Consider the following 26,379-nt stretch of genomic DNA (forward strand, 5'->3'; position numbering starts at 1 on the left):
GTGGTGTCCTACTACTCCGGGGCAGCCTTATGAGCTCCCGTCGGCGAGGCCGGTGCGGTGGGCGAGGACCACCAATTGCACGCGGTCGCGGGCCCCGAGTTTGGTCAGGAGGTGTCCCACGTGGGTCTTGGCGGTTCCGTGGGTGATGTACAGGCGCCGGGCGATCTCGGAGTTGGACAGGCCCTCGGCGACCAGGACCAGCACCTCGCGTTCGCGTTTGGTGATGCCTGTCGGCATCGGGGGCGCGGGGGCGGACCGGGCGGCGAACTCTTTGATCAGCCGCCTGGTGATGCGCGGGGCGAGCAGCGCGTCCCCGGCGGCGACCACGCGGACGGCGGCGAGCAGATCCGCCGGCGGGGCGTCCTTGAGCAGGAAGCCGCTGGCTCCGGCGCGCAGCGCACCGTAGACGTATTCGTCTAGGTCGAAGGTGGTGAGCATCAGTACCCGTACGGTGCCGGTGCTCGTGATGAGTCGGCTGGCCTCGATGCCGTCCATGTCGGGCATCCGGACGTCCATCAGGACGACGTCGGGGTGTGTGTCGAGGGCGAGGGCGACGGCTTGGCTGCCGGTGGCCGCCTCGCCGACCACTGCCAGGTCCGGTGCGGTGCCGATGATGCCGCACAGGCCGGCGCGTACCAGGGCCTGGTCGTCCGCCACGACGACGCGGACCGTCATGCGGGCTCCTTGGTGGAGTCCCGGGCGGTGAGCGGCAGTTGGACGCTGACCTGGAAACCGCCCCCGGGCACCGGTCCGGCCCGGAAGCCGCCCCCGCACATGGCCGCCCGTTCCCGCATGCCGATGAGCCCATGCCCTGGCCCCGTGTGGCCCGGGCGGCCCTGCCCGTGGTCGGTGATCTCGATGAGCAGTTGGTCCGGCCCGTAGCTGATGCGGGCGCCGGCGCGGGAGGTCTCGGCGTGCTTCACCACGTTGGTGAGGGCCTCCTGGACGATTCGGTACGCCGATGTGTCGATCCCGACGGGCAGGGCGCGCCGGTTGCCAGTGATCGTCAGCTCGACCTGTACGCCCGCTTCGGCCGTGGAAGCCAGCAGTCGGTCCAGGTCGGCAAGACCGGGGGCCGGAGCGAGCGCGGGGGCGGTGTCCTCCGTACGCAGCACGCCGAGCAGCCGCCGCATCTCGGTGCTCGTCTCGCGGCCTGTGGTCTCGATGACGCCGAGTGCGGCGCGCGCCTGGTCGGGTCGTTCGTCGATCACCAAGTGACCGTAGCCCGCCTGGACGGTGATCACGCTCATGCCGTGGGCCACCACGTCGTGCAGCTCCCGGGCGATCCGCAACCGTTCCTCGGCGATGGTCTGCGCGAGCAGTTCCCGCGCGTACCCGCGCCGTTGGCGTACCGCGTAGCCGGTCGTCCAGGCGGTGACGAGCACCAGCCCGAAGGGGACGATCCCGCCGCGGTGCGTGAAGTCCGGCAGTGCGGTGGCCACCGCGCCGGAGAGGGAGAGTGCGAGCGCGACCGCCGCCGTACGGATGCGGCAGCCGGTGGCCACGAGGTACAGCGCCCACGCCATCGGCCCCGACGCCAGGAATCCGAGTGTCCCGCCCGGCGGGACCTCGGCCAGCGGGGCCAGCCAGAAGGCCGTCAGTGCCGCGCCGAAGGCGGCGAGCGGACGGTGCCGGCCGACTGCCCATGCCGCTGTGAGCAGTACGGCTGCGGCGGCTGCAGCCACGAGCCGAAGGCCGGTGCCGTGGCTCGGCAGAGCCCAGGCCGACAGGCCGTACGCGGTGGAACCCGCGAGTTCCAGCGCGAGCCGGTGCCTGGGCCGTAGCCGTGCCGGCAGCGGGGGACGCGGATCAGGACGCATGGCCCGAGCGTAGGCACGCGGGAAGGGCGGGGGCATCGGCCCTGCGGCGTATGCCTCCAGGCAGATGCGCCGGGTACCGCCCGCCCGTCACCTTGAGGGCCTCTTACGACTGGAGAAGCCTGGTGACCAACGATTCCCTCACAGCGGCAGCGTCCGCTGTCGGCCTCAGCAAGACCTACGGCGAGGGCGGGACCCACGTCACTGCCCTGGACAACCTCGGTGTCGAGTTCCTGCGGGGGCGGTTCACCGCCATCATGGGTCCGTCCGGCTCCGGCAAGTCCACCCTGATGCACTGCATGGCCGGCCTGGAACCGGTCACCGCGGGCTCTGCCCGGATCGGCGACACCGAACTGGGTGGCCTCGACGACAAGCGGCTCACCGCGATGCGCCGGGACCGGATCGGTTTCGTCTTCCAGTCGTTCAACCTGCTGGCGACACTCACCGCGCTGGAGAACATCACTCTCCCCCTGGCCATCGCCGGACGAAAGCCCGACCAGGCTTGGCTGGACCGGGTGGTGGCAGCCGTCGGCCTGGCCGACCGCCTCGGCCACCGACCGTCCCAGCTCTCGGGCGGCCAGCAGCAGCGGGTGGCCTGCGCCCGTGCTCTGGCCTCCAAACCGGAGATCATTTTCGCTGACGAGCCCACCGGCAACCTGGACTCGCGTTCCGGCGCGCAGATTCTCGCCTTCCTCCGCGACTGCGTGCGCGATCTCGGACAGACCGTGGTGATGGTCACCCACGACCCGCTAGCCGCTTCGTACGCGGATCGCGTGGTGTTCCTCGTGGACGGTCGCATCGTCGACGACCTGCGGGCCCCGACCGCGGACAGCGTCCTGGACCGCGTGCGTCGTCTTGACGCCGTGGCCCGCACCAGCTGAACAGGAGCCGACCACCATGTTTCGGACCGCACTTCGCACTGTGCGGGCCCATAAAGGCCGTCTGCTGATGACGATGCTGGCTGTGCTCCTCGGCACAGCCTTCGTCTCCGGAACCCTGATCTTCTCCGACTCCCTCGGACAGTCCGTCAAGGACAGCGTCTCCGACAGCTACTCGCGGATCTCGGTCCAGGTCACCGACACCGCCGTGAGCACGGACGCGGACTCGGGGGCCGGACAGAACACCGGCGCCCGGAGCCCGCTGACCGAGTCCACGGTGCGCAGGGTCGCCGCTCTGCCGGGAACGCGTTCGGCACGCGGCACGGTCACCGGCTTCGCCGGACTCTCCGACCCGCACGGCGACCTCATCGGCGGCCGCGGCAACACCCGGGGCGCCAACTGGGTTCCCTCCGCGGGCGGACAGGACCCCGAGTACCCGATGATACAGGGCACCGGACCCACCTCGGCAGGCATGATCGCCATCGATCAAAGGACCGCGAGGGACAACGACTTCAAGGTCGGCGACACCGTGCGGGCGGCCGTCAACGGGCCCGTGCTGGAGATGACCGTCACCGGCATCTTCACCACCGACGACCCGCAGGTCAGGGCAGGCGGCTCACTCGTCCTGTTCGACACCGCCACCGCGCAGCGCCTCTACCTCGAGCCGGGTCAGTACGACAGCATCCAGGTCGTCGCGACGCCCGGCGTCAGCCAGAACGAGCTGCGCGGTGAGATCCTGCCGGTCGTCCCGCACAGCGGGAACATCACGGTGAAGACCGGCGCCCGGCTCGACGCGGACATGGCCGCACAGTCGCGGAGCGGCATGTCCGGGATGAGGAATGTACTGCTGGCCTTCGCGGGGATCGCCCTGTTCGTCGGCGTCTTCCTGATCGCCAACACCTTCACCATGCTGATCGCACAGCGCACCCGTGAGCTGGCTCTGCTGCGGGCCCTCGGAGCCAGTCGCCGCCAGATCACCAACTTGGTACTGCTGGAAGCCCTGCTCGTGGGTGTCGGTGCCTCGGTGGCCGGCCTGTTCACGGGCATCGGGATCGGTGCCGCGCTCCAGGGCCTCATGGGCTCCATGGGCAGCCAGGTCTCCACCCGCACACTGGTCGTCTCGCCCACCACTGTTCTCGTCACCCTGCTCACCGGGACCATGGTCACCACCCTCGCGACTCTGCTGCCCGGTCTGCGTGCCTCCCGCGTGGCGCCGGTCGCCGCGATGCGCGGCATCGACACCCCGGCCACCCGCAAGAGCCTCGTCGTTCGCAACAGCATCGGCGTCGCCCTGGCCGGAGTCGGCCTGGCACTGGTCCTCTGGGGGGCCGTCAGGGGTGGCTCGGCCGGTAACCTGCTGGTCGCGGGTGGTGCGGTGAGCACGCTGGTCGGTGTGTTCGTTCTCACCCCCGCGCTGTCCCGGCCGGCGATCGCGCTGGCCGGCCCGCTCTGCACCCGGCTGTTCGGGATCTCCGGCACACTGGCCCGGCAGAACGCGGTGCGCAACCCGCGGCGTACCGCCGCGACCGCCTCGGCACTCACCGTCGGTATCACCTTGATCAGCGCGTTGACGGTCCTCGGCGCATCCGTCACCCACGCCATCGACAAGCAGGTCACCCAGAACATGAGGGCCGACTACGCGGTCAGCGCGCTGCTCAGTCTGCCGGTCGCTCCGACGCTGCTGCCCGCGATCGCCAGGACCCCGGGCGTGGCCGCGTACAGCGCGCTGGACGACCAGCACCTCCGTACGGGCGGCAAGGACCTTCCCGTCACCGGCGTCGACGCGAAGAGCTTCGACCAGTTGATCGTCCCGAACATGGTCAGCGGCTCCACCACGGCCCTCCGGCGGGGCCAGATCCTCGTCGATCAGGACCACGCGGTCAACGACGACTGGACCGTCGGCAGTACGGTCCCGGTGACCTACCCGGACGGCAGCAGCGGCCGGTTGACGGTCGGCGGGGTCTACCAGAACAGCGAGGTACTCGGATCCGCGCTGATGAGCCGGTCGGTGCTGAGCCCGCACACCATCGCGCCGTTCTACAGCACGGTCCTGGTCAAAGGGGTCGCAGGGGCAACGGCGTCACTGCAGCAGGCGCTCAAGGATTCCACCGGCGACAACCCGCTCATCAACGTCCGCACCAAACAGCAGATGCGGGACCACTTCAGTTCGCAGATCAACCTGCTGCTGGACGCCATGTACGCACTGCTCGCCATGTCCGTGATCATTGCGGCCCTGGGCGTCGTCAACACCCTCTCCATGGCCGTACTGGAGCGGAAGCGCGAGATAGGCATGCTCAGAGCGGTCGGACTGTCCCGCGGTGCGGTGCGGCGGATGGTCCGCCTGGAGTCGGTCCTGATCGCGTCCTTCGGCGCGGCACTGGGCATCGCCATCGGCAGCTTCCTGGCCTGGGCCGGCGTGCGGCTGTCGAGCAGTGCGATGACCGGACTCACGACCGTCATCCCGTACGCGCAGCTCGCCGCGTACGTTGTTGGTGCGGCCCTGGTGGGTCTGCTGGCGGCGGTGTGGCCGGCCCGACGGGCCGCGAGGCTGAACATGCTGGAGAGCATCAGTACGGACTGACCCTCTAGGGCGGCCTGGAGCGATGCCTTCGGGGTGGCTCGTAGGGCCATATCCCCCGCCCCAAGCGTTCGGGGCAACGTCCCGCCGACTGATCGGACGAGCCGGTGGACGTCAGGGAGGATGCTCCACCCCCCCGGTCCAGGGGTGGTCGTCGACTACGGGACCGCGATCTTCTCGCAACCTGACGTCTGGCGGGGTGGGGCGGAGACCGTCGCGAGCATGATCCTGATGGGTGTCGGCGGTGATGCGGTCATCGGAGGCGGGGCCCTCTGCCTCACTCTTGTCGGCTGCATCGTCGGAGCCCCTGCCATCGCCGGCGGTGTGACGCTGGTCGGCGTCGGGGCTGTCGGAACGGCCGACGGCATCGGACGCATCAACGACGGGCTGGGAAAGGCACTCAGGGAAGCGAAGGGTGATTCTGCGTCGGGAAGTTCCGGTAACGCCGATGTCTACGACAACGTAACCATCAACGATGCGCACATCGCTAACGGTCACACACCCGAGGGAATGTGGTCAAATGACACGTCCAAGACGGAGTGGCTGCCCGAGACCACTCCGGCGTCGCGAGCGGCGCTCATCAAGGATGTGCTGAGGCGCGGTAGGGTCAACCGAGATACGGGAAACAAGGATGGCATAGTGAAGGAATTTACCTATGAGGAGCCGGTTGGGAAAATGCGGGATGCGAGAGGGACATCGCTCTACGCGCTCCGCGTCTACTACGACCCTGACCTGAATTATGTCCGGAACGCCTTCCCGGTGAAGTGAGTGTAAATGGAAATATCTTTTGATTCGGGTACAGAGTATTCGGGTCATGGGCGAGAGAAGCTGTGCGGCGACGACTTGGCGGCGGTGTCGCGAGCCGACCTGAGGTGGTACTACTTTTTGGGGGCCTTGCGTCTGACGCATGCTGGCGTCGATATCGGCCCCCCGTGGGGGTGGGTGCCGCTATTTGATGCAATGTACGGTCTTGAGCAGATGATGCTCTTTTCTCAAGGCGGTCAAGGGCTTGGTAGGATAGATTTTACAGAGAATGATGAGTCCATAGATTTCGAGCTGGATCGAAACTCTGGATCCCTTCGTGTGGTTCCTAGCTATCTGGAATGCGCAGTGGCCTGCACGGTCGATGAATTCGTTGCGGCTGGACGCGAATTCATCCGTAGAGAATTGGGGAGAGTTGTATCCGAATATCCGTCGCTTGCCGGAAATCCTCACGTGCAGGTCTTGAAGAGAGCGGTTGGCCTGGAGGAATCGGAGACGTAGAGCTCATAACACGATCCTGCTCTACCTGGATGACGGCACCGAGGTCCACCTCGATACCTCGACGTCGACTGCCAAGTACTGGGCGCAGCGGTACTACAGCGCGGGCAGCCAGGTAACCGCACTACCTGCCTTGATCGCGTTGACAGGCAAGCAGTACTACGTGGGCGCGTCCACCGCCGCGACCGTCCTCGCCAACAAACTGGCACCCGCGCTGCTGGACCGCTATCTCGCCCGCACCGGCTACGCCTCGCAGCGGACCGACGCCGACGAACCCGGCACCCGCGAGACCAACCTCTGGCACCCGGCGGACCAAGCCCCCGAACGCGACTACGGAGCACACGGCACCTTCGACGAGAGGTCCCACTCCCGGTCGGCCCAGGCGGCACTCGCACGACACCCCGGGCTCGTGCTGGCCGCCGCGACGGGAGCGGTGACGATGGGGGTGGGAGCGGTGATACGACGCAGGGGACTCCGGTAGGGCGTCCACGCGGCGTCGCGGGTCAGAACCGGACGTCCTCCGCGGTGGAGATACGCGCCCCCATGTTGCGTTCCATCATCCGCAGGGCGGCCTCGGCCAGATCCGGGTGGATATGGGCCATGGCGTTGCGAGCCACGGTCACTTTCAGATGCCGGATGTGGGCGTCGAGGGCCGAGTAGAGCACACACTGCTCGGTGACCTGCCCGCACAATACGACGTGGTCGACGCCTTGCTGGGTCAGCAGATAGCTGAGGGGGGTCTCGTAGAAGGCGGAGTGCCGTGCTTTGACGACGAAGAGCGAGGCGTCGTCGGGTGCGACGGGCCGTACGAGGTCGGCGTGCGGCCCCTTCAGGGCCGTCTCCAGGATCTCGCCGTGGTGGGACCGCCACTGCCCGAAATTGTCGTTGACGTAGATGACGGGGACGTCGAGTTCGCGCGCGCGGTGCAGCAGCCTGGTCACGGCGGGCAGGGACTTTTCCACCGAGGGGATCAGCAGGGCTGCGTCGTCGTGGTCGTACGTGTTGATCATGTCGATGACGATGAGTGCGCTCTGTGCCATGTCTTCCACCCTGCGTCGGCGACGGCGTCCGCGCGCCCTGTGGAGGGGGCGGGGACGCCGCCGGGAGACGTCGCCGCGGGCCGGGCGTCGTGATCAGCGGCCGAGGGCCTTCCGCAACTGCCCCTTGTCCATGGAGGAGCGGCCGTGGATGTTGCGCTTCTTCGCCTCGGCGTAGAGCTGGTCCTTCGTGGGTCCCTCGGCGCCGCTGTGCGAGCGCTGGCCGCCGCGTTGGGAGGCGGACTTCGGGTCCCGCGTGGAGGTCTTGCTCGCGGTCTTCGACTCTCCGGTGCGGGCGCGCTCCTTGTTCACCGTGCGGGCCGCGATCTCCTTCGCCCGGCGCGTGGACTCGCCCCGCTGCTCGGCGCTCTCCTTCACGTGCTCGTACTGTCGTTCCCTCTTCTTGTTCGATCCTGCCGGCATCGCGTTGCTCCTCTCCTGTGCGTTGCTGCCTCCCGAATCGCTACACGGGTTCCCCTTCGGCGCGCCGCGTAACGGCCGCGCGGCCTTGTCAGTTGCCTAGCTGGGGCAGCACCTTGGTGCGGTAGAAGTCGAAGAAACCCTGTTGGTCCGGTCCGATCTGGTTGACGTAGACGGTGTCGAAGCCCGCGTCGACGTACTCCTTGACCGCCTCCACATGGGCGTCCGGGTCGTCGCCGCAGGCGAGGCTCGCTTCGATGCGGTCGGGGCCGACGAGCTCGGAGGCCTGCTCGAAGTGGCATGGGGTGGGCAGGAGTTGGGCGAGTTCGCCGGGGAGCTGTTCGTTGGCCCAGAGGCGGTGTGCCGTACGGACGGCTTCGTCCTTGTCGGTCGCGCAGCAGACCTTGAGTCCCGCGGAGACGGGTTTGGTGCCGCCGCCGCTGCGCCGGAATCGTTCGATGGCGGACGTGTCCGGTGCCATGGTGATGAATCCGTCTCCGATGCGGCCGGCGACCTCGGCGGTGTGTGGGCCGAACGCGGAGACGTCGATGGGCGCCGGCTCGTCGGGGACGGTGTACAGGCGGGCGTTCTCCACCGTGTAGTGCTTGCCTGGCTATCTAACCCATACGCGGGAGGGCCGGACCAACGCATATCGGATCCAGCCAGGGACCATCCTGCGGCATCCGGCCGAGGCCGGGATGGCGGTCGAAGCGCTGCTGTCCGCCCTCGCGCGGCACGACGATCAGCGCGACGGGCAGCCGCAGCGGTCGCGGACCGTACGGCCGCGTGAGCGTGCTTCCGAATCCGCCAGGTGACCGCGGGGACTTGATCGCGCGGCGCTGTTTGAAGCGTCCGGCAAGGGGGACCCGGCCGGTGCTGGGTGGTCAAGGGGAGTGGGGCTGCGGAGCGTCCCCGCCCGACACGGCGAGAAGAGAAGCGATCCGCAGCCCCACGGGCCCATCCCGCTCCGGCCTGCCGCGCGGCAGAACCTCAGCTTCGCGACCGTTGCCCTCACGCCTTTCATCACGATTTGTTGGTCTTTTCTGGCTCCGTGTGATCGTTGCGTGAACCTGTTTCGGGGGTCTCCGCGCGGGAAGGCGGAGATGGAGTGCTTCGGACAGGAGGCACGTCCGTGGGAGCCGGTATACGCCGGGTTGCGGGTGTGTTCCACCTGTTCAGCGCGTGCTCGCTCCCATGGGGACCGTCCAGTCGACACCCCCGTGAGGGAGTTGTGAGCACCATGGACACCATCACCAGGAAGCGCCATCCGCACGACGACGCTCCGGACACCGCCGCCGCCTTCGCCCGCCTCTCGCACCTGGCCGACGGACCCGAGCGGGACGCACTGCGCGACGAACTCGTCAGGGTCTGGCTGCCCATGGCGGACCGCATCGCAGGCCGCTACCGGGGTAAGGGCGAGGACTTCGAGGATCTGCGTCAGGTCGCGGCACTCGGTCTGGTCAAGGCCGTCGACGGTTACGACCCCGACCGGGGCCACGCCTTCGAGAGCTACGCCGTCCCGACCGTCACCGGCGAGATCAAGCGTCACTTCCGCGACCACATGTGGGCCCTGCACGTCCCGCGCCGGGTGCAGGAACTCCGCAACAGGGTGCGCGTCGCCCTGCGGGAACTGTCCGCCACGGGCCCTGACCGGCGCCCGGGCATCGCGGAGATCGCCGAGTACACGCAGCTGAGCGAGGAGGACGTACAGGCAGGTCTGGAAGCGCTGGACAGCTTCGCCGCGCTCTCGCTGGATGCTGAGACACCGGGGGAGGACCCTGGTATGACGCTCGCGGGCGTGCTGGGGGAGCGGGATGCCGGGTTCGACCTGGTTGTCGACCGAGAGGGGGTCAAACCCGCCCTTCAGAAGCTCCCCGAGCGTGAGCGCACCATCCTCTACCTCCGTTTCTTCCGGGGCATGACCCAGAGCTGCATAGCGGAGCGGCTCGGTGTCTCCCAGATGCACGTCTCCCGGCTGATCAGCACCTCCTGCGCCCAGGTGCGCGAACGCGTGCTGGCCGACGCCGCGTAGGCGCTCCGCTGGAAGTGCCGCGATGGGCTGTGGCTGTTGTTCGGCTGCGGCGCCATCGTGGCTGGTCGCGCAGTTCCCCGCGCCCCGTCAGGGCCCTTCAGGGCCCGCCTCAGCGGCGGGCCGGCCGTCCTGCGGGATTTCTCCCGAGGGCGGCCGGTGGCGGGCTCACTGCCGAACCCTCCCGGGAGCGGTTGGGCAAGTGTCCGCCTCTCTTCCGACTACCGGGCTGGGCCCGCCGCAAACAGCAACCGTGGATCACGGTGGGGGCGGAGCTCCGGGAATCTGGGTGGGCCCGTACTTGTCGAGGGCTTCTTCCAGCGGTGCCCGGACATCGGACGGGAGGTCTCCGTTGCGCCCCCAGATGAGGATCAGTTCCGCGATGTTGCGCAGCTTGATGTTGGTGAGCTGGGAGACCTCGCGAAGCACGGCCCACCCCTCGTCCGGCGTGACACGGCCGAGGACGACCATCATGCCGATGGCCTGGTCCACCGTGGCGTGCGAGGTGACGGCCTCCTTCAACTGGCCGACCTCTTCCCGCAGTTCCACGATCTCTTCCATGACCTCCGCGGGCACGGAGGGCTCTGTCGGGCCGTCATGTGGCACGCCGTCTGCCGAACGGGTGTCTGAAGTCATCGTTTTCTCCGAGTCGCGATCCCGGTCCTGTGTCGTCGTCCTTCAGGTATATGGTCGCCAACCGGGCGCGCCCGTGCCAGAGGGACAGGAGGCATGAGACGCATCAGAGCCCTCGCCCGGAACCCCACCCTCAGCTCTCGTCGGGCTGAGGGTCGGCCCGTTGGGGCACCACGGTGTATTTCGGGTCCTCCGCCGAGGCGACTCCGGCCGCGAAGATGCCGAAACGGGTGCACGCCGAGCCCGCGAGGAGGGCGAGACCTGCGACGACGGCCGCCGATCGGCTGCGGCGGCCGAGGACCAGTGCGGTCGTGGCACCGGAGGCGGTGAGCACGCGGGCGGTCCGCAGCAGGGTTCCGGCCCGGCCTTGGCGGTAGGTCTCGGCGACCATGCCCAGGCGCCGCTCGGCCGCCCGGGTGGCGACCTCCTCGGCCCCGGCGGCCAGGACCGCGGCGCAGCGGACGGGCCCCGACTCGGGTGCGGGACCGAGGGCCAGGGCCATGCCGGAGGCGGCCGCCGTCGCGGAAGCGGCGAAGACGTACGGGAGTTCGCGGTGTGCGCCGTGCCAGGCAGGGACGGCGGTGTCCGCCGCCAGGACGGCCGTGTACGAGGCGACCGCCGGGCCCAGCAGGGCAGCCGCCGCAGTCGCGAGCGCGCCCGCCCGGGGCAGTCGCCCGGTGACGGCGCTGATGGCGGCCGCGCCGGCGGCCGGACCGTAGCCGGCGAGCAGCCACGAACCCACGCTCATCGGTGAGGTCGGCTTGAGGACCCGCAGCATGTTCGGGAACCGGCTCGGTACCCCGAGGTCGTGCACGAGCGCAGCGGCGGACAGCGAGACCGCCGCGAGCGAGGACACCTTCATCGCCGTGGCGGTGGTCGTACGTCCCGTGAGCTGGGCGCCCGCCGCGAGCACGGAAGCCGGGCAGTGGGCACGGTCACGACGCTTCAGATGTCGCGCTTCTCCAACGGCCGTACCGCGGGCCCCTGGAGGATCTGTCCGTCCGGGGCGAAGCGGGAACCGTGGCACGGGCACTCCCATGCCTGTTCCGCACGGTTGAAGGCCACGATGCAGCCGAGGTGGGTGCAGCGGGCCGAGACCGCGTGGAGCTGGCCGGTCTCGTCGCGGTGAACGGCGCACTGCCGACCGCCGGTTCGCACCACTGCACCCTCGCCGCGAGGGATGTCCTCCGGTGCTGGGCCCGTCAGCGGTGGCAGCCGGTCGCCGACGAAGTGCCGGGCCACGTCGGCCTGTTGCTTCAGGAAGGACCCGCCCTCGCGGATCACCGAGACGAGGCGGCGCGGATCGTAGAGGCCGCTCCACTCGCACGCGCGTCCGCCGACGAGGTCCCCGATCAGGCCACCCGCCATGATGCCGCCGCTTAGGCCCCAGCCGCCGAACCCGGTGGCCACATAGGTGTGCCGGCTGCCGGCGTGGAGGGGGCCGACGAGGGGCACGGAGTCGCTGGAGTCGTTGTCCTGGGTGGCCCAGCGGTGCGTGAGCGTAAGACCCGGGAAGCGGTCCTGAGCCCAGGCGGACAGTCGGGCGAAGCGTTCCTCGACGTCGGCGGCGCCGGGGGTGAAGTGCTCCCCGGTGACGATCAGCAGGCGCTTGCCGTCGCCGTACGGTGCGCTGCGCACCGACCGTGTGGCCTGCTCGGGCGTGATGTACATCCCGCGTGGGGCGATCGCCTCGTCGACGGTGCCGGCCACCACCAGTTCCCGCCTGGGGGAGAGCCTGGTAAAGAGCAGGGCGCGGTCGAACACGGGGTAGTGCGTGGCGATCACGACCTCGCCGGCGCGGATCGACACCCCGGCGTCGGTCGTCAGCACGCAGGGTTCGCCCTCGCTGAGAGCCACGATCCGCGTGTCCTCGTACACGGCACCGCCGCGCCGTCGCAGGTCGTCGGCGAGCGCCAGCAGGTACTTTCGGGGATGGAACTGGGCCTGCCCCGTCACCCGGACCGCGCCGGCCACCGGGAAGGGCAGATCGGTCTCGGTGACGAAGTCCGCCGGCAGCCCCGCCTCGCGGGCCGCCTCCGCCTCAGCCCGCAGCTCCGCAACGCGCTGGAGGTCCTCGGCGTAGGTGAAGGCCGCCGCCTCCTCCCACTCGCAGTCGATGCCCAGCTCCTCGACGATCTCGGCGGCGTGGCTGATCGCGGCGGACTGCGAGCGTGCGTACAGCCGCGCGCCCTCGGGGCCACGGGTGCGGCGGAGACGGTCGTAGACCAGCGTGTGCAGGGCGGTCAGCTTGGCCGTCGTGCGGCCGGTGACCCCGGCGGCGAGCCGTCCGGCCTCCAGTACGGCCACCTCGCGTCCCTGCCGGACCAGTTCCCAGGCGGTGCTCAGCCCCGCGATGCCGCTGCCGACCACCGCGACGTCGACGGAGAGGTCGTGCGACGGCGGGGGAGCCGGCTCGCCGGGTGGTGCGGTCTCCAGCCAGTACGATCCCTTGGTTTCTGCCGTGGCGTTCATGACGGCCGGGTGCCCCTGTGGTGACGGGGTACTCGAAGCTATGCCAGGAGCCTCAGCACCGCTTCCTCCACGGCACCCTGCGTGGCCGGTTCGCCGAAGCGGACGCCCGCGCCCAGGTCGTCGATGGCCGGGGCGATGGTCCGGCCCTCCTGGAAGAGTTCGACGACTCTGGGGTTGATGTACGAGGCTCGGCAGACCGCGGGCGTGTTTCCCAGGTAGCCGGCCACCTCACGGACGGCGTGCGTCACTGCGCGTCTGCGGGCGGTGCGGGATGCGGCGGCGACGGGCTCCGCCACGGCGAGGGCGACGGCCGCGAGGACGGTGGCGTGCCAGGTGCGGAAGTCCTTGGCCGTGAGGTCGGTGTCCGAGCGCTCGCGCAGATAGGCGTTGAGATCGTCCGCGTGCACGTCGTGCCAGGCGCCGGACTGCCAGTAGGCGAAGAGGCGCTCGCCGTCGTCACGGCGGCGCAGCAGCGCGCGCAGGGCCCGGCACACGGATTCCTCGGCCAGTGCCTGTGACACGTCCTTCGCGCCCTTGGCCGGATAGGCGAACCGCACCTCGTCGTGGCGGCACGAGGCGTGCTCGCGGAGCAGCGTGGTGAGACCGTGCGTCTCGTTGTCGCGGCGGTACGACTCGTTGCCGATCCGGAAGAACCCCAGGTCGAGCAGGCGTGCCGCGCAGGCCAGCACACGGTCCCGGCACAGTCCCCGGGCCTTGAGGTCCTCGGCCGTGTGCTTCCGAAACAGGGGCAGGGCGGGGGCCACTTCGAGCACGTGCTCGTGCTTGGCCGCCTCCTGCTGCTCCCGGAACCGCGGGTGGTAGAGGTACTGGCGCCGCCCCGCGGCGTCGGTACCGGTCGCCTGGATGTGTCCGTTCGTTTCAGGACAGATCCACACGTCCGTCCACGCCGGCGGTACGGCCAGCTCGCGCAGGCGTTGCCGCTCGACCCCGTCGGAGATGGGGCGGCCGCCGGGGTCGACGTAGCGGAACCCTCGCCCGCAGCGGATCCGGGTGATTCCCGGCCGGTGGATGTCGCTGTCGCGCAACCGGACCTGCCGCCGTGAACTGCCTTGCGACGGCACGGAGTTCACCGCCATGACCTGATGCGGTCCCCGGTGCCGGCCGGACGGCGCAGCATGCGGAAAGCCAACAGGATGGTGGTCGGCCACAGCGCGGCGAGGCACCACAGGGCGGCGGAGTCGGAGGTGAGGATTCCCACGACGAGGAGGAGCAGCGACGCGCATGTCAGGGCGGCCACCGACAGGGGCAGCCACGGCCGGGCCACCGGGTGGCGCATCCGCCGGGCGAGACGTCGGTCCTGGCGGAGTTCGGCTTCGATCCGCCACAGGGCGAGGCGTTCGTGCGACGACAGTGCTACGTCATCGGGGTTGTTTCTGCTTTCCACGGTGAGTACCTCATTCTCCCGGGCTGCGGCACGGGACCTCCCCGCTCCGGGCCGGCGCGGGAGTCCTCGGTGCTGATGACGGGACGAGTGCCCCGCGAAAGCCGACCGATGCCTTCCTGAGGCCGGTGGGCGGTGACTGCGGGCACGGTCTACAGCGCGTCCCTGGGGACCGACTCGTTCCAGGTGCGGGAGGCGACACGTTGGCCGCCCTCGTAGGCGTCCAGCGTGGCGTTGACGTGGAACTCCTCGGTGTCGCAGGTCAACGTCGTGCTCGTGCGGACCTGTACGTCCCACTCCTTGCGCCGGAAACTCATGGTCCATGTCACCTCGCCGGCCGGTGAGGCGAAATCGTCGGCGATCGAGGTGTACCGCTCGTGGACGCGGCAGCCGACGTCCAGGTCCATCGCGTCGTAATGGACCGTGCCGCGGTCCTTGACGATGTTCAACGCGGCGCCGTAGTCGATCAGGTCGCGGCTCACCTCCCAGCGCTGCTCAGGCGGGGTCACCTGGGTTGTCGTGATGGGGGCCGTGCCTTCCGGTGCCTCGAAGGGGGCCGGGATGTCCGGTTGGCCGGCCGGGCGGACCGGCAGGACGAGGCGGCACGGCCGCTCGTGAACGGTCAGGAGCGTGGGCCGTGGCGGTGGCCAGGCCAATGGCCAGTACGAGGTGGACAGCGAGAGCCGGACCCGGTGCCCTGGCGTGAACGTCTGCGCACGCCGTTCAAGTGCACTGTGGCCCGGTGGAGTTGGCCCGGTTTCAAGGGAGCGGGCTTGTCCGTGCTGTCCCGGCGGGTGAGGTAGAGGACGCCGTAGGTGACCCGGGTGGCGCTGCCGTCCGGGGCCACGTCCGACAGCCGGGCGGCCGCCATCGCCACGGGCTGGTCGGCGCTCACCTCCAGTTCGACGCGCGGTGCCCCGAGGATCTCCAGCCGGTCCTTCAGAGGCTCGGTCTCGTAGACCAAGGAGCCGCCGTCCTCCTCGCGCTGGTCGTAGGGCAGGTCGGGCGGGGCGTTGTAGGAAGCCCATTTTCCGGCGAACTGGCCCACGGACAATGGGGACTTCAGCGTCTGGATCCCCGCGTCGAAAAGGGTTTCGTCGTCGGGGGCCTCGTCCTCGGCGGTGAGGTGGCGGGAGCGCAGCGCGTACGCGGTGTCGTGAACGTGCTTCGAGGGCCAGGCGGGCTCGCCGACCCACCGGCCCGGGCGGTCCTCGTACGATGTGGAGGGCGGCACGCTGTCCTGCATCCACGCGCGGAGCATCGGACCGTCCATCGCCCCGTTGTCCGCCCCCTTCAGCCAGTGGTCCCACCAGCGCACCACCTCCTGGAGATAGCCGATGGCGGGTCCGGGCTCGCCCAGGTGCGGGTACTTGTGGGACCAGGGCCCGATCAGCCCCTTGCGCGGCACGTCCAGGTGGGCGAGCAGACGGGTCACGGCGTTGGAGTAGCCGTCGGCCCAGCCGCTGGAGGCGAGGACGGGACAGCGTACGGCTGTGTAGTCCTCGCACACCGACGCGTGCCGCCAGTAGGCGTCGCGGCGCTGGTGGCGCAGCCAGTTCAGGACCCACGGTTCGGCGGGCAGGTGGCGTAGGCGAACATGGTGCCCGCCTCGGCGAGGTTGTCGGACAGCATCGCGCCGCCCATGTAGTGCATGTCGTCGGCGTAACGGTCGTCGGTGAACGAGGAGATGACGATGGCCCGCAGACTCGCGGGCCGCCGGGCGGCCACCTGCAGCGCCGCGAACGCGCCCCAGGAAATGCCCATCATGCCGGTGGTGCCGTCGCACCAGGGCTGCGCGGCCAGCCAGTCGAGCACCGTCTCGGCGTCGCTCTGCTCGACCTCCAGGTACTCGTCGGCGAGGACGCCTTCGGAGTCGCCGGTACCGCGCAGGTCGACGCGGACACACGCGTAGCCGTGCCCGGCGATGTAGGGGTGATGGATCGAGTCGCGGACGGAACTCAAGTCCCCCTTGCGGTACGGGATGTACTCCAGGATCGCGGGGATGGGGGAGTCGTCCGAGGACACCGGACGCCAGACGCGTGCCGAGAGGTGGACGCCGTCCGGCATCGGGATCCTGACGTGGTCCTCCTGCCTGGTGGTGTGGGGAGGTTCTCGATGTATCGCATATGTCTCTCAGGTCGTGCGGTCGGTCGGCTGGTCGAAGGCGAGGCGAAGCGCGGCGACGCAGCGGTCGTACTTCTCGCGCAGATCGTGCTCGTCGGCGCCGCCGGTGAAGATGTGCGCCACCTCGTAGCTGTAGCTGTCCTGTCGGTCGACGTCCGAGAGGCGCTGCCCCTCGTCGGGCACGATGTCGATCCGGACGCCGGGTATCTCCTTCTCGATACGGGCCACTTCCTCGGGCGACGGCACCTCGCGCACGACTCCGTCGGCGAACCAGCGGTGGTACCAACCCACTGACGAGACAATCGCGGCGTTCCTGCCGAAGGTTCAAAAATCCGTGGACCAGATGATCTTGTCCCGTCTTAAATGATCTGGTTCGAGACTGGAACTGTGACCTGCAGTGACCAGAACAACTGAGATGCCAGGCAGACGAGATTCTCAGCTGGTCTGTCACCGGTGCAGGGATGCCGGTTGTCGTCTCAGCTGGTCTGGTCCGGTTCCACCATTTCCAACTGCTACCTCGTTCCGGAGTGCGGGACGCTCGGTTGTTGGTGGCTACGAGGGGCAGAGGGCGGCGGTCATCAGGGCGAGGGCCGCGGGGCTGGCGTCGGCGTCGGTGCCCCAGTCGGTCCAGTCCACGGTGACTTGGCGGGTGCCGTCGAGTGTGTGGAAGGAGACGGTGCGGTAGCCGGGAGTGCCGCCGCCGTGGCCCACGATCGTGCCGCAGGGGAGAACGGCGATCTCCAGGCCGAGACCCCAGCCACGGCCACTGGGGTCGGCGGTCATCTCGCGCAGCTCGGCCGGGTGCAGGAGGCCGCCGTTGAGCAGGGTGCGGAAGAAGCGGTCGAGGTCGGCGGTGGTGGAGATGATCTCGCCCGCGGCGCCGGCGATGGACATGTTGACGGTGGTGTAGTCGACCGGGACGAGTGTCCCGTCCGCTTTCTCGACTGGTTCGTAGCCGTGGGAGTGGGGCCCGGTGATGAAGGGAGAGGAGCCCGGCAGGCGGGTGTCTCGGAGTCCGAGGGGGCGGATGATGCGCTGGTCGATCTCGGTGCGGTACGAGCGGCCGGTGACCTTCTCGATGATCATGCCGAGCACGATGTAGTCAGTGTTGGAGTAGTGGTGGTCGGTGCCCGGCGGGAACAGCAGCGGGCGGTTGTGGTTGCCGTCCTTGACGGCCCGTCGGACCAGCTCGGTGGGAGTCCAGGTGCGGAAGCGGTCGAGGGGGCGCTCGCCGTCGAGCAGTCTGTCGGTGTATTCGGGCAGGCCGCTGGCGTGCTGGAGCAGGTCCCCGACCGTGATCCCGTCACCTCCGGGGGCAGGGACGAGGCCGGGGAGCCACCGCTCGGCGGTGTCGGACAGACGCAGTCGCCCCTCGCCCACCAGTTGGAGCACAACGGTGGCGGTGAACGTCTTGGTGACGCTTCCGGCACGGAAGCGGCCCTCGACGGGGGCGGGCTGCCGGCCGTTGAGCCTGGACCTGCCGCTGCTGCCCCGCCATATGGCATCGCCCTGCCGGACCTCGGCGACCGCGCTGACCGCTCCGGTTGCCGTCACCTCATCCAGCGCCGCCTGCAACGCGGTTGCGTCCGGTACCACCGTGGGCGGTGCGGCGACCGCACCGCCCACAGTGGGAGCCAGCGCACACACCGTCAGCAGCGCCAACGCCCCGAATCGTGAGCCCCTCATCGTTCTCCCGCCCTCGCTGTTCCCTGTGGTCCGTGTCGTACTGGCGTGGACGATGGTGCCCGTCCACGCCAGTACGACGGATCCACCCCGGGAACGAAGGGGGTTCCCGGAACAAAGGGCCGCCCGCCCCGACGCCGGGTTCAGGGGTTCACCTAGGGGTCGTCGGGAACAAGCCCCGTCATCCTTGCCCGCCGACCTCTCCGTTGGCTCTCTCCAGTGTCTAGGCACGGGGCTCCGTGTCCCTCATCGTTCCGGGACTTCGCCACATTCATCGATCCGGGACAGCACATCCACGCGAACCAGATCACCTGAGGCGACGAGCGAATCGGACCAGATCATCCGAGATTGGGACCAGGTCCGTTGAGACGGGACAGATCTCGGTCCGAGGCCTGTGAGGCAGACCTGCTGCTCGAAGTGTCACGCTGACACAGCGTGAGCGTGACGCTGTCTGTCACGCGCCTCTGGAAAAATGTCACGCCGCCTCAAATGTGTCCCGGTATGTTCAGCTATTGGATCTTGTGAGCCTCTCCAGGGCGGGATTCGAAGGCGGAGCGTGACGCTCGTGATCATGCATCGCCAGCGCTCGTGACAGAACGTAACGATGGCGACGGTCGGTAGATGGCGGGTGACGGCCGCGCGTTGACCGCCCGCCTCCAGACCACCAACGGCCAGGTCCTGTCGGGCATCCCGCCTGAACAGTCCGGCCGACCTGTGTCATCAACCCCCCGTTTCCCCAGGTGGGTCCACTCATCTGTGTCACTGCTCAGCTGATCTGTGTCATCGCGCGGGCGGACCCTGGTGGACCCAGCCCTCCAGAGCCTGGGCCCCCGGGTCCTGCACCTTCGTCGGGCCGGGTTTCGTCCGGAGTGGTCCCCCCGGGCCGGGCCGGCCGATACCGTTGCAGAGGAAGGCAGTCCCCCGCCATGGAGGCCTCGATGAGCGAACAGCCGACCCCCTCCGGCCACGCCCGGCAGCAGCTGGAGCCCGACGCCGCGAACGGGCTGCGCGCGTACGCGGCCAGGACCCGCGAGAGCGCCGACCAGCTCGCCGCCGTCCTGGAGGACATCGCCGCCAACGGGCTGCCTTCGGTGGAGGACTGCACGCCGTGGGAGGAACTGCGCGAGGCCCACCTCGCCCGGCTCGCCAAGCAGCGGCCGGCCGTCGCCTGATGGCCCCACAGCACGGCTCCCGCCGCGCTCGGGTCGCCTTCTCCGACTCCGCGGCCAAGCAGCTGGAGAGCATCACCAGCGAGGCGGAGATCCATGCCCTGGACCGCGCCCTGGTGGTCGTCTCCGTCGACCCGGACATCGGTGAGCCGATCCCCGGCGACGCCTCTGGTCCCCAGCTGCGCCAGTACACCGACGACCTCGAGCGCGTACGCCTCCTGTACTGGGTCACGGCGCTTCGCACCGTGGTCGTCGTCGCGTACATCGAAGTCTGACCAGCGAAGGAGCCGCTGTGCCGTCGATCGTCCAGGAGCTCTCCGGCCACCGCGAGCTCGGAGGGCTCCGAGCGGTGGTGGAGTGTCCTTTCAAGGCCACCGCGCTCCGCGAAGGCCCGGCGCAGGACTCCGGAACCGGCGCGGCCTGGCTCGCGTACCTGTGCCCCGTGCACACCGTGGACCTGGACGGATGGCCCGGCGTAGTCGACCACCCGGACAACGGCACGATGCCGTGCGGCACCGTGCTCGACTACCGCTCCGACGAACAGCGGCTCCAGTCCCACGCCGACCTGTGGCTCGCCCCGCCCGGCCGGTGGACGGGCTCGCTCGCTGTGCGCGTCGGGCGCCCTGACCCTGATGCTCCAGAACATCCTCGGCGAACCGGAGTGGGCGAACCTCCTCACGTCCGCCGACCGGCGCGGCCTGACCCCGCTGTTCTGGTCTCACGTGCGCCCGCACCGGGAGGTGAACCTCGACATGGACGCCCGGCTGAATCTCACCCCAGATGCAGTGCCCGGCCCCCGTGCCACGCCCGCTCTCTCGACGGAACCAAGGACAACGGCAGTGCGTGTTTGATGGAGTGATGTACTGAAGACACTGGTGTGGTGCGTGCCCCACGTCCGGACTGATCTCTCAGGGGGAAGGGCGAGGATGCTGTCGGAGGCAATGACCGCGCTGGCCGCGGCGGGAGGCACTGCGGTGGTGCAGGCCGCAGGCACGGACGCATGGACAGGAATACGCGAGCAGGTGGCCCGTTGGTTCGGTCGGGGGAATCCGCAGCGCGTGCAGGTCGAGCTGGAGCACCTCGATCAGACCGCGGCCGAGTTGGAGGCGGCTCGGCCAGCCGAGGCGGAGCGGGTGCGTATCCGTCAGGAAGCGGCGTGGCAGGGCCGGATCGAGGCCCTGCTGGAAAGTCTGGAGGACGTCGAGCGGGCCCGGGTCGTGGATGAGCTGCGCACCCTGCAGGCCCAACAGACCTCCCACAGGGCTGTGTTGGCCGGCCAGAGTGGGCTGGCCGTCGGCGGAGACCTGAACGTCCAGGCCGACAACGGGTCCGCCGCCGCTGTGACCATGGGGAACGTGACCCTGGGAAACCCTTCCCAGCCGGGTCCGCACCAGGACTGAGCGTACCCGGTACCGCCTCGGCCGCGCCGCCTCAGACCATCGGCGGCGTCTTCGCCGACCACGGCAGCGTCGCCGTCGGCTACGCCAGGGAAGTCCATCACCACCACCACGCTCCATCCCGCACACCGGCCGTCTGGCCGCACGGGGTCGGCGACATCCCGCCGTGCGCCTTGGCCTTCCGGCACCGGGCCGAGGCCGACCAGCTGCGGACGGCGCTCGACAGCGGGGGTACGGCAGTGCTCAGCCAGGTACTGACCGGCACCGGCGGGGTGGGCAAGACCCAGCTGGCTGCCGACTACGCCCGTACCGCTTTGAAGAACGGCACGGTGGACGTGCTGGTGTGGATCAGCGCGAGCAGCCGCCAGGGCATCATTGCCGGATACGCACAGGCGGGCATCGAACTGCTCGCGGCGGACCCCGACAAGCCCGAGCAGTGCGCGCGGGCGTTCCTGGCCTGGCTGGAGCCCAAAGCCGGCCAGAAGCCGTGCCGGTGGCTGGTCGTACTGGACGATGTCGCAGATCCTGCCGATATGCGCGGCTGGTGGCCGCCCGCCAGCCCGCACGGCCGTGTCCTGGTCACCACCCGCCGCCGCGAGGCCGTCCTGACCGGAGCAGGCCGACGCGTGATCGCCGTGGGCTTGTTCACCCCGCAGAAGGCCGCCGAGTACCTCACCGCCGTACTCGACGAGAACCACCGCCACGAGCCGACCGACCAGATCGACGGCCTCGCCGCCGACCTGGGATACCTGCCCCTCGCCCTGGCCCAGGCCGCCGCCTACATCGTCAACGCCGCCATCTCCTGCGCCGACTACCGCCAGCGGCTGGCGGACCGGCGCAGGAAGCTCGCCGACCTGCTGCCCGAGCCCAGTGTGCTGCCCGACGACCAGGCCACCACCGTGGCGGCCACCTGGTCACTGTCCATCGAACACGCCGACCGGCTGCGCCCTGTCGGCCTCGCTCGGCCCATGCTCCAGCTCGCCGCGATGCTCGACCCCAACGGTATCCCGGAAACCGTTCTGACCAGCGATGCTGCCCTGGCCCACCTCACCACCCACCGCACCCCCGGCGAGCGGGAACCTACCCCGGTAACCGCCGAGAACGCCGTCGAAGCCCTGCGGGCCCTGCACCGGCTCAGCCTTGTCGACCACACCCCCGGCACTCCCCACCAGAGCGTCCGCATCCACCAGCTCATCCAACGCGCCACCCGCGACAACCTCCCTTCCGACCAGCGCGGCCGAGCCGCACGCGCCGCCGCAGACGCCCTCATCGACGCCTGGCCCGACATCGAACGCGACACCGCCCTCGCCCAAGCCCTGCGCGCCAACACCGACACCCTCACCCGCCACGCCGAAGACGCCCTGTACCAGGCCGGCGGCGCGCACCTCGTGCTCTTCCGGACCGGCCGAAGCCTCGGTCAATCCGGCCAAGCCGCAGCGGCCCGCGACCACTTCCAGCACTTGGCCACCGAAACAAGAAACCGCCTCGGCCCCTATCACCCCGCCACTCTGACCGCACGGGACCACCGTGCCCACTGGCGGGACGAGGCAGGGGATCCGGCAGGAGCCGCCACCGACTTCGCCGAGTTGCTCGACGACTTCGAACAGGTTGTCGGTCCGGACCACCTGCACACCCTGACCATCCGCGGCAGCCTTGCCGCGTTGCAGGGCAAGACGGGTAAACCTGCCGAAGCCGCCGCCGCCCTCGCCGAGTTGCTCGACGACTTCGAACAGGTTGTCGGCCCGGACAACCCTCACACCCTGACCACCCGGGGCCTCCTTGCCCGTTCTTGGGGCGAAGCGGGGGAGGCGGCCAAAGCCGCCGCCGCCTTCGCCGAACTGGAGGTGGTCATCCGGCGGATCCTGGGCCCGGACCATCCAGAAGCCTTGACTGTCCGGAGCAATCTCGCGGTCTGGCGAGGGAAGGCGGGGGACGCGGCCGGAGCCGCAACCGCCCTCGCCGAACTGCTCGGCGACCGGCTGCGGATCCTGGGCCCAGACCATCCAGACCTCCTGAATGCCCGGTATGAACTCGCCCTCTGGCTGGCGCAGGCGGGGGACGCGGCAGGATCTGCGGCGGCATACGCCAAACAGCTCATGGAACGGCTGCGGATCCTGGGTTTCGACCCCCACACCCTCGCCCAACACACAGTCTTCGCCTCCTGGCTGGGGGAGGAAGGGCACGAGGCCGCAGCCGCAGCGGCATTCGCCGAGCAGTGGGAGTACACGCTGCGCGTACTGGGCCCGGACCACCTCGAGGCCCTCGCCGCACACAGCCACCTCGCCCAGTGGCGGGGACGGGCGGGCGACGCGGCCGGAGCCGCAGCGGCATATGCCGAGGTGTTGGAGCATCTGCTACACGTGCTGGGCCCGGACCACCCCCACACCCTCGCCACACGCGGCAATCTCGCCCAGTGGCGCGGACGAGCGGGCGACGCGGCCGGAGCCGTGGCGGCATTCGCCGACTTGCTGGACCACACGTGGCGCGTGCTGGGCCCGGACCACCCCCACACACTCACCGCCCGGCGCAGCCTCTCCCACTGGAGGGGACGGGCGGAGGGCGCCAGCGTTCATCAATCGACCGATTGATGAGCAAGATCGATAAGCGAGGGCTCACGGCCGGATCGGCACCCGACCATGCCCATAAAACGGTGTCAGAAAGTCGACGTGCTCAAGAACTTGAGGAGCACCCTTTTCTGTACGATCTGGCGGGTGCAGTCACCCCAAGACGACGACACCGCCGATCTCCTCGCCCCCGTACCGGCCGTACGGACCGGCGGCCTCGTGGGATACGCACGCGTGTCCACCAAGGGGCAGTTGCTCGACCGGCAGATCCACGCACTCACCGAAGCAGGGTGCATCCGGATCTTCGCCGACAAGAAGTCCGGCAGGAACGCCAAACGCGAGGAACTGTGAAAGGCCCTCGACTACCTGCGCGAGGGTGACACCCTCGTCGTCCCGTCGCTGGACCGGCTGCAGATCCCGAAAATGATGACGACGACGGCGCAACTGCCCCACCAGGGTGCATCGGCGACGGCTGAGAGCAGGCCGCCCGTGACGACACCGGTGACGGAGGAGACGTTCATACCGTGCTCCGGGAGGTGCAACGGCTGCAGAGTCGGCTGGCACCGCCGACGCGGGAGACGGTGAGTGGACGCGAGAACACGTCAGGGCTCCTCGAATGCGGAGGAAGACGGTGGCGGACACCTGCCTGGTGTCGTCCGCAGGGGGCGTGCCGCGCGGTCGGCCGTACGGCTCTCTGTCGTGAGAGCGTCCCTGATGAGCTGAAAGCCCCGCCCGAGGGTGACGTGCTGCAAGCGTAACGAGAATCCCGCGCGCCGTTCCCCCCCCTCGCTGATTCCCGGACACTCCGAGCTACGACTGGCAGCGGGCAGGCGCCAGGGGGCGCTCCGGTGAGGCCTCCAGCGGTCCCCGCGGAAGGCACACGGCTCCAGCGGGGCGGCAGCTCGCAGGAAACGGCAGAGGCGTTGAGGGACGCGGCCATTGAAGGACGTGATCACGGGATGCCTCCGTAGGGATCGGGTGCGCGTTCGCGTGCGCAGAGAACGCGGGGGAGCGGCTGCCGTCGGCAGACCAAGAGCACGATGGGGCAGGCGGCGATTGGCCGCGCAACTGCAGGGCCGGGAGGACACTCCCACCAACCGCCGCCCCATTCGAAGGCGGTGACCTGCGGCTTCTCGCAATCTGATCGTGAATAGGGCTCAGTTCAGTGAGAGCGAGTCGAATGCCCGTGCACGATCAGCAGTGCCGTCCGCGTGAGGTGCCGCTGTGCTGCTCATCGGTGGGCTAGTCACGCGACCTTTGGAGAGCCTTCGAGCAGCGCCGGTGGCACAGTGGCTGTATGTGCGGCCGATACGTCTCCACCCGCAGTCCCCAGGATCTGGTCCGGCTCTTCCAGGTCACCGACTGGCATGCCGAGGAGGCGCTCGCCCCGAACTGGAACGTCGCGCCGACCAACGATGTGTGGGCCGTCCTTGAGCGCATCCCGCGCGGACACGACGACGGCGCTCCGGCGGGCCGGCAATTGCGGCCGCTGCGCTGGGGCTTGGTGCCGTCGTGGGCGAAGGACGTAAAGGTCGGTGCCCGGATGATCAACGCGCGGGTGGAGACCGTGCACGAGAAGCCCGCCTACCGCCGCGCGTTCGCCAAGCGCCGCTGCCTGCTGCCGGCCGACGGCTTCTACGAGTGGCAGCAGATCAAAGATCAGGACACGGGCAAGGCCCGCAAGCAGCCGTACTTCATCCACCCCGAGGACGACCAGTTGATGGCGCTCGCCGGCCTGTACGAGTACTGGCGCGATCCGGCGGTCAAGCAGGACGACGACCCCGCCGCCTGGCTGATGACCTGCACCATCATCACCACCGAGGCCGCCGACGCGGCAGGCCGTGTCCACCCCCGCATGCCTCTGGCTCTCGCCGAGGACCACTACGACGCCTGGCTCGACCCAGCCAACCAGGATGCCGACGAGATTCGCGCCCTCCTCGGGCGACCCGCCGATGGACATCTGGACACCCGCCCCGTGTCCACAGCCGTCAACAGCGTCCGTAACAACGGCCAGCACCTCCTCGACCCGGTCACGCCGTAGCCGCCGCGCCACCCCGGACGAGTTACGCACGTTTGCGCGGTACGGCGGGGACACCGAACGCGAAGCCTGCCGATCGCGCCAGTGCCTGCCCCCGGCGGGGCATAGCCCGGGCCTGGGACGCGGGGCACGACGGCCGCCTCGTACTGGACCGGATCTGCCAGGACGCCCCCGGACTCCTGAGGCCCGGCGGGGTGCTGCTCGTGGTCCAGTCCGCGCTGAGCCGCCCGGAGGAATCGCTGCGGCGGTTGCGGGCGACGGGCCTGCGCGCCGACATCGTGGAACGCCGCGGTGTCGCCTTCGGCCCGGTCCTGCGTTCCCGCAGCGGCTGGCTGCACGACCGTGGCCTGATCGAGGACGACGCCGAGAAGGAAGAGCTGGTGGTCATTCGTGCCGTACGACCTCGATGACGTGACGTACGACTCCGGTGAACGGCGCTGCCGCATCCTGGCCCGGCGCGCGGGGCCCCTCCTGGTGGAAGGGCCGGTGGACGTCACGCTGGAGAACGGCACCACCGTGTCGTCCGACCGGTTCTGCGTCGCCCTGTGCACCTGCCGGCGCAGCCGCACCTATCCGTGGTGCGACACCAGTCACCACAGGTCCGAACCGCCGAGGAGGCCGGACGGCGGAGCCGCCTCCGACTGACGAGCCGCCCGGTCGGCGCTCCGCGTGTCGCGGAGAACTCCGGTCGTGCGAGAGGCCATGAGAGGGGTACTCGCCCCAGTGAAGATCGTATGCGCGTAGGTGACCCACGAGGAGATGAGCGGCATGGTGAAGATCGGGTACACGATGATGACCGAGCAGGCCGGCCCACGGGAGCTGGTGGACCATGTGGTCGGCGCGGAGCGCGCCGGTTTCGACTTCTCCGTCACGTCAGA

At 69.5% G+C, this 26,379-nt stretch carries 23 protein-coding genes and 5 pseudogenes; 15 read left to right on the top strand and 13 right to left on the bottom strand.

Annotated elements, in window-relative coordinates:
• Positions 1-27 precede the first annotated feature (27 nt).
• Both ACIRB1_RS45185 and ACIRB1_RS45190 read right to left on the bottom strand, forming a co-directional pair.
• Positions 28-675 (bottom strand): response regulator, encoded by a 648-nt coding sequence (locus ACIRB1_RS45185; protein WP_403469799.1) that lies wholly within the window; start codon positions 673-675, stop codon positions 28-30.
• The gene (locus tag ACIRB1_RS45190; protein WP_403469800.1) at positions 672-1,820 is read right to left on the bottom strand and encodes a sensor histidine kinase; all 1,149 of its coding nucleotides are present in this window, start codon (positions 1,818-1,820) and stop codon (positions 672-674) included. The genes ACIRB1_RS45185 and ACIRB1_RS45190 overlap by 4 nt, the downstream gene beginning before the upstream one ends.
• Positions 1,821-1,942: 122 nt before the next feature.
• On the opposite strand from ACIRB1_RS45190, the gene ACIRB1_RS45195 reads away from it, so the two are divergent.
• The 5 genes from ACIRB1_RS45195 to ACIRB1_RS45215 all read left to right on the top strand — a co-directional run bounded on the left by ACIRB1_RS45195 (position 1,943) and on the right by ACIRB1_RS45215 (position 7,014).
• A complete protein-coding gene (locus tag ACIRB1_RS45195) occupies positions 1,943-2,698 on the top strand; it encodes an ABC transporter ATP-binding protein (protein ID WP_403469801.1) in 756 nt (251 codons plus the stop codon).
• Positions 2,699-2,765: 67 nt separating this feature from the next.
• Complete coding sequence (locus tag ACIRB1_RS45200) at positions 2,766-5,276, top strand: ABC transporter permease (protein WP_403469802.1); 2,511 nt, start codon at positions 2,766-2,768, stop codon at positions 5,274-5,276.
• Between the two features lie 144 nt (positions 5,277-5,420).
• On the top strand, positions 5,421-6,041 hold the full coding sequence (locus ACIRB1_RS45205; protein ID WP_403469803.1) for a hypothetical protein: 621 nt from the start codon (positions 5,421-5,423) through the stop codon (positions 6,039-6,041).
• Between the two features lie 6 nt (positions 6,042-6,047).
• Positions 6,048-6,536 carry a hypothetical protein gene (locus ACIRB1_RS45210; RefSeq protein ID WP_403469804.1) on the top strand — a complete coding sequence of 163 codons (489 nt, stop codon included), beginning with the start codon at positions 6,048-6,050 and terminating at the stop codon, positions 6,534-6,536.
• A gap of 130 nt (positions 6,537-6,666) precedes the next feature.
• Positions 6,667-7,014 (top strand): hypothetical protein, encoded by a 348-nt coding sequence (locus ACIRB1_RS45215; protein ID WP_403469805.1) that lies wholly within the window; start codon positions 6,667-6,669, stop codon positions 7,012-7,014.
• 22 nt (positions 7,015-7,036) lie between these two features.
• Here the strand turns inward: ACIRB1_RS45215 and ACIRB1_RS45220 are convergent, their stop codons facing one another.
• The 3 genes and pseudogenes from ACIRB1_RS45220 to ACIRB1_RS45230 all read right to left on the bottom strand — a co-directional run.
• Positions 7,037-7,573, bottom strand: a complete 537-nt coding sequence (locus ACIRB1_RS45220) for a cysteine hydrolase family protein (protein WP_403469806.1) — start codon at positions 7,571-7,573, stop codon at positions 7,037-7,039.
• A 93-nt stretch (positions 7,574-7,666) separates the two neighbouring features.
• Positions 7,667-7,993: a plasmid stabilization protein gene (locus tag ACIRB1_RS45225; protein WP_403469807.1), complete on the bottom strand. Its 327-nt coding sequence runs from the start codon at positions 7,991-7,993 to the stop codon at positions 7,667-7,669.
• Positions 7,994-8,081: 88 nt separating this feature from the next.
• Positions 8,082-8,600: pseudogene (locus ACIRB1_RS45230) on the bottom strand (TIGR03557 family F420-dependent LLM class oxidoreductase); the annotation flags it as partial.
• Positions 8,601-9,230: 630 nt separating this feature from the next.
• Between ACIRB1_RS45230 and ACIRB1_RS45235 the strand changes: the two are divergent.
• Positions 9,231-10,022, top strand: a complete 792-nt coding sequence (locus tag ACIRB1_RS45235) for a SigB/SigF/SigG family RNA polymerase sigma factor (RefSeq protein ID WP_403469808.1) — start codon at positions 9,231-9,233, stop codon at positions 10,020-10,022.
• Positions 10,023-10,277: 255 nt separating this feature from the next.
• On the opposite strand, the gene ACIRB1_RS45240 is transcribed toward ACIRB1_RS45235, so the two are convergent.
• The 8 genes and pseudogenes from ACIRB1_RS45240 to ACIRB1_RS45275 form a co-directional block, all read right to left on the bottom strand.
• Entirely contained in the window at positions 10,278-10,580 is a 303-nt protein-coding gene (locus tag ACIRB1_RS45240; protein ID WP_403469809.1) for an ANTAR domain-containing protein, read from the bottom strand.
• 205 nt (positions 10,581-10,785) lie between these two features.
• Positions 10,786-11,691: a polysulfide reductase gene (locus ACIRB1_RS45245; RefSeq protein WP_403469810.1), complete on the bottom strand. Its 906-nt coding sequence runs from the start codon at positions 11,689-11,691 to the stop codon at positions 10,786-10,788.
• Positions 11,598-13,124 (bottom strand): FAD-dependent oxidoreductase, encoded by a 1,527-nt coding sequence (locus ACIRB1_RS45250; protein ID WP_403469811.1) that lies wholly within the window; start codon positions 13,122-13,124, stop codon positions 11,598-11,600. The genes ACIRB1_RS45245 and ACIRB1_RS45250 overlap by 94 nt, the downstream gene beginning before the upstream one ends.
• A 38-nt stretch (positions 13,125-13,162) precedes the next feature.
• Positions 13,163-14,221, bottom strand: coding sequence for a DNA topoisomerase IB (locus ACIRB1_RS45255; RefSeq protein WP_403469812.1), 1,059 nt, complete (start codon positions 14,219-14,221; stop codon positions 13,163-13,165).
• Positions 14,212-14,529, bottom strand: a complete 318-nt coding sequence (locus ACIRB1_RS45260; RefSeq protein ID WP_403469813.1) for a DUF3040 domain-containing protein — start codon at positions 14,527-14,529, stop codon at positions 14,212-14,214. The genes ACIRB1_RS45255 and ACIRB1_RS45260 overlap by 10 nt, the downstream gene beginning before the upstream one ends.
• Before the next feature lie 149 nt (positions 14,530-14,678).
• Positions 14,679-16,652: pseudogene (locus ACIRB1_RS45265) on the bottom strand (CocE/NonD family hydrolase).
• 7 nt (positions 16,653-16,659) lie between these two features.
• Positions 16,660-16,935 (bottom strand): annotated as a pseudogene (locus tag ACIRB1_RS45270) (biotin carboxylase); the annotation flags it as partial.
• 267 nt (positions 16,936-17,202) lie between these two features.
• Positions 17,203-18,336, bottom strand: a complete 1,134-nt coding sequence (locus ACIRB1_RS45275) for a serine hydrolase domain-containing protein (protein WP_403469814.1) — start codon at positions 18,334-18,336, stop codon at positions 17,203-17,205.
• A 935-nt stretch (positions 18,337-19,271) separates the two neighbouring features.
• Between ACIRB1_RS45275 and ACIRB1_RS45280 the strand changes: the two genes are divergently transcribed.
• The 9 genes and pseudogenes from ACIRB1_RS45280 to ACIRB1_RS45320 form a co-directional block, all read left to right on the top strand.
• Positions 19,272-19,505 (top strand): hypothetical protein, encoded by a 234-nt coding sequence (locus ACIRB1_RS45280; RefSeq protein ID WP_403469815.1) that lies wholly within the window; start codon positions 19,272-19,274, stop codon positions 19,503-19,505.
• Positions 19,505-19,777, top strand: a complete 273-nt coding sequence (locus ACIRB1_RS45285; RefSeq protein WP_403469816.1) for a hypothetical protein — start codon at positions 19,505-19,507, stop codon at positions 19,775-19,777. The genes ACIRB1_RS45280 and ACIRB1_RS45285 overlap by 1 nt, the downstream gene beginning before the upstream one ends.
• A 666-nt stretch (positions 19,778-20,443) precedes the next feature.
• On the top strand, positions 20,444-20,902 hold the full coding sequence (locus tag ACIRB1_RS45290) for a hypothetical protein (RefSeq protein ID WP_403469817.1): 459 nt from the start codon (positions 20,444-20,446) through the stop codon (positions 20,900-20,902).
• A 170-nt stretch (positions 20,903-21,072) separates the two neighbouring features.
• Entirely contained in the window at positions 21,073-23,487 is a 2,415-nt protein-coding gene (locus ACIRB1_RS45295; protein WP_403469818.1) for a tetratricopeptide repeat protein, read from the top strand.
• 123 nt (positions 23,488-23,610) lie between these two features.
• Positions 23,611-23,814: a recombinase family protein gene (locus ACIRB1_RS45300; protein ID WP_403469820.1), complete on the top strand. Its 204-nt coding sequence runs from the start codon at positions 23,611-23,613 to the stop codon at positions 23,812-23,814.
• A gap of 946 nt (positions 23,815-24,760) precedes the next feature.
• Positions 24,761-25,504: an SOS response-associated peptidase gene (locus tag ACIRB1_RS45305; protein WP_403469821.1), complete on the top strand. Its 744-nt coding sequence runs from the start codon at positions 24,761-24,763 to the stop codon at positions 25,502-25,504.
• A gap of 77 nt (positions 25,505-25,581) precedes the next feature.
• Positions 25,582-25,911: pseudogene (locus ACIRB1_RS45310) on the top strand (methyltransferase); the annotation flags it as partial.
• Positions 25,892-26,146 carry a CDGSH iron-sulfur domain-containing protein gene (locus ACIRB1_RS45315; RefSeq protein WP_403469822.1) on the top strand — a complete coding sequence of 85 codons (255 nt, stop codon included), beginning with the start codon at positions 25,892-25,894 and terminating at the stop codon, positions 26,144-26,146. The pseudogene ACIRB1_RS45310 and the gene ACIRB1_RS45315, both read left to right, overlap by 20 nt.
• Positions 26,147-26,269: 123 nt before the next feature.
• Positions 26,270-26,379: pseudogene (locus ACIRB1_RS45320) on the top strand (LLM class F420-dependent oxidoreductase); the annotation flags it as partial.

This window comes from Streptomyces sp. NPDC096013 (assembly GCF_044763565.1).
Lineage (GTDB): Bacteria > Actinomycetota > Actinomycetes > Streptomycetales > Streptomycetaceae > Streptomyces.

Coding starts and splice junctions, on each gene's coding strand:
- ACIRB1_RS45185 (WP_403469799.1), bottom strand. CDS start 675: ATGACGGTCCGCGTCGTCGTGGCGGACGACCAGGCCCTGGTACGCGCC.
- ACIRB1_RS45305 (WP_403469821.1), top strand. CDS start 24,761: ATGTGCGGCCGATACGTCTCCACCCGCAGTCCCCAGGATCTGGTCCGG.
- ACIRB1_RS45190 (WP_403469800.1), bottom strand. CDS start 1,820: ATGCGTCCTGATCCGCGTCCCCCGCTGCCGGCACGGCTACGGCCCAGG.
- ACIRB1_RS45225 (WP_403469807.1), bottom strand. CDS start 7,993: ATGCCGGCAGGATCGAACAAGAAGAGGGAACGACAGTACGAGCACGTG.
- ACIRB1_RS45235 (WP_403469808.1), top strand. CDS start 9,231: ATGGACACCATCACCAGGAAGCGCCATCCGCACGACGACGCTCCGGAC.
- ACIRB1_RS45245 (WP_403469810.1), bottom strand. CDS start 11,691: ATGGGAGTGCCCGTGCCACGGTTCCCGCTTCGCCCCGGACGGACAGAT.
- ACIRB1_RS45280 (WP_403469815.1), top strand. CDS start 19,272: ATGAGCGAACAGCCGACCCCCTCCGGCCACGCCCGGCAGCAGCTGGAG.
- ACIRB1_RS45210 (WP_403469804.1), top strand. CDS start 6,048: ATGGAAATATCTTTTGATTCGGGTACAGAGTATTCGGGTCATGGGCGA.
- ACIRB1_RS45220 (WP_403469806.1), bottom strand. CDS start 7,573: ATGGCACAGAGCGCACTCATCGTCATCGACATGATCAACACGTACGAC.
- ACIRB1_RS45200 (WP_403469802.1), top strand. CDS start 2,766: ATGACGATGCTGGCTGTGCTCCTCGGCACAGCCTTCGTCTCCGGAACC.
- ACIRB1_RS45275 (WP_403469814.1), bottom strand. CDS start 18,336: ATGAGGGGCTCACGATTCGGGGCGTTGGCGCTGCTGACGGTGTGTGCG.
- ACIRB1_RS45240 (WP_403469809.1), bottom strand. CDS start 10,580: ATGGAAGAGATCGTGGAACTGCGGGAAGAGGTCGGCCAGTTGAAGGAG.
- ACIRB1_RS45255 (WP_403469812.1), bottom strand. CDS start 14,221: ATGGCGGTGAACTCCGTGCCGTCGCAAGGCAGTTCACGGCGGCAGGTC.
- ACIRB1_RS45285 (WP_403469816.1), top strand. CDS start 19,505: ATGGCCCCACAGCACGGCTCCCGCCGCGCTCGGGTCGCCTTCTCCGAC.
- ACIRB1_RS45250 (WP_403469811.1), bottom strand. CDS start 13,124: ATGAACGCCACGGCAGAAACCAAGGGATCGTACTGGCTGGAGACCGCA.
- ACIRB1_RS45290 (WP_403469817.1), top strand. CDS start 20,444: ATGACCGCGCTGGCCGCGGCGGGAGGCACTGCGGTGGTGCAGGCCGCA.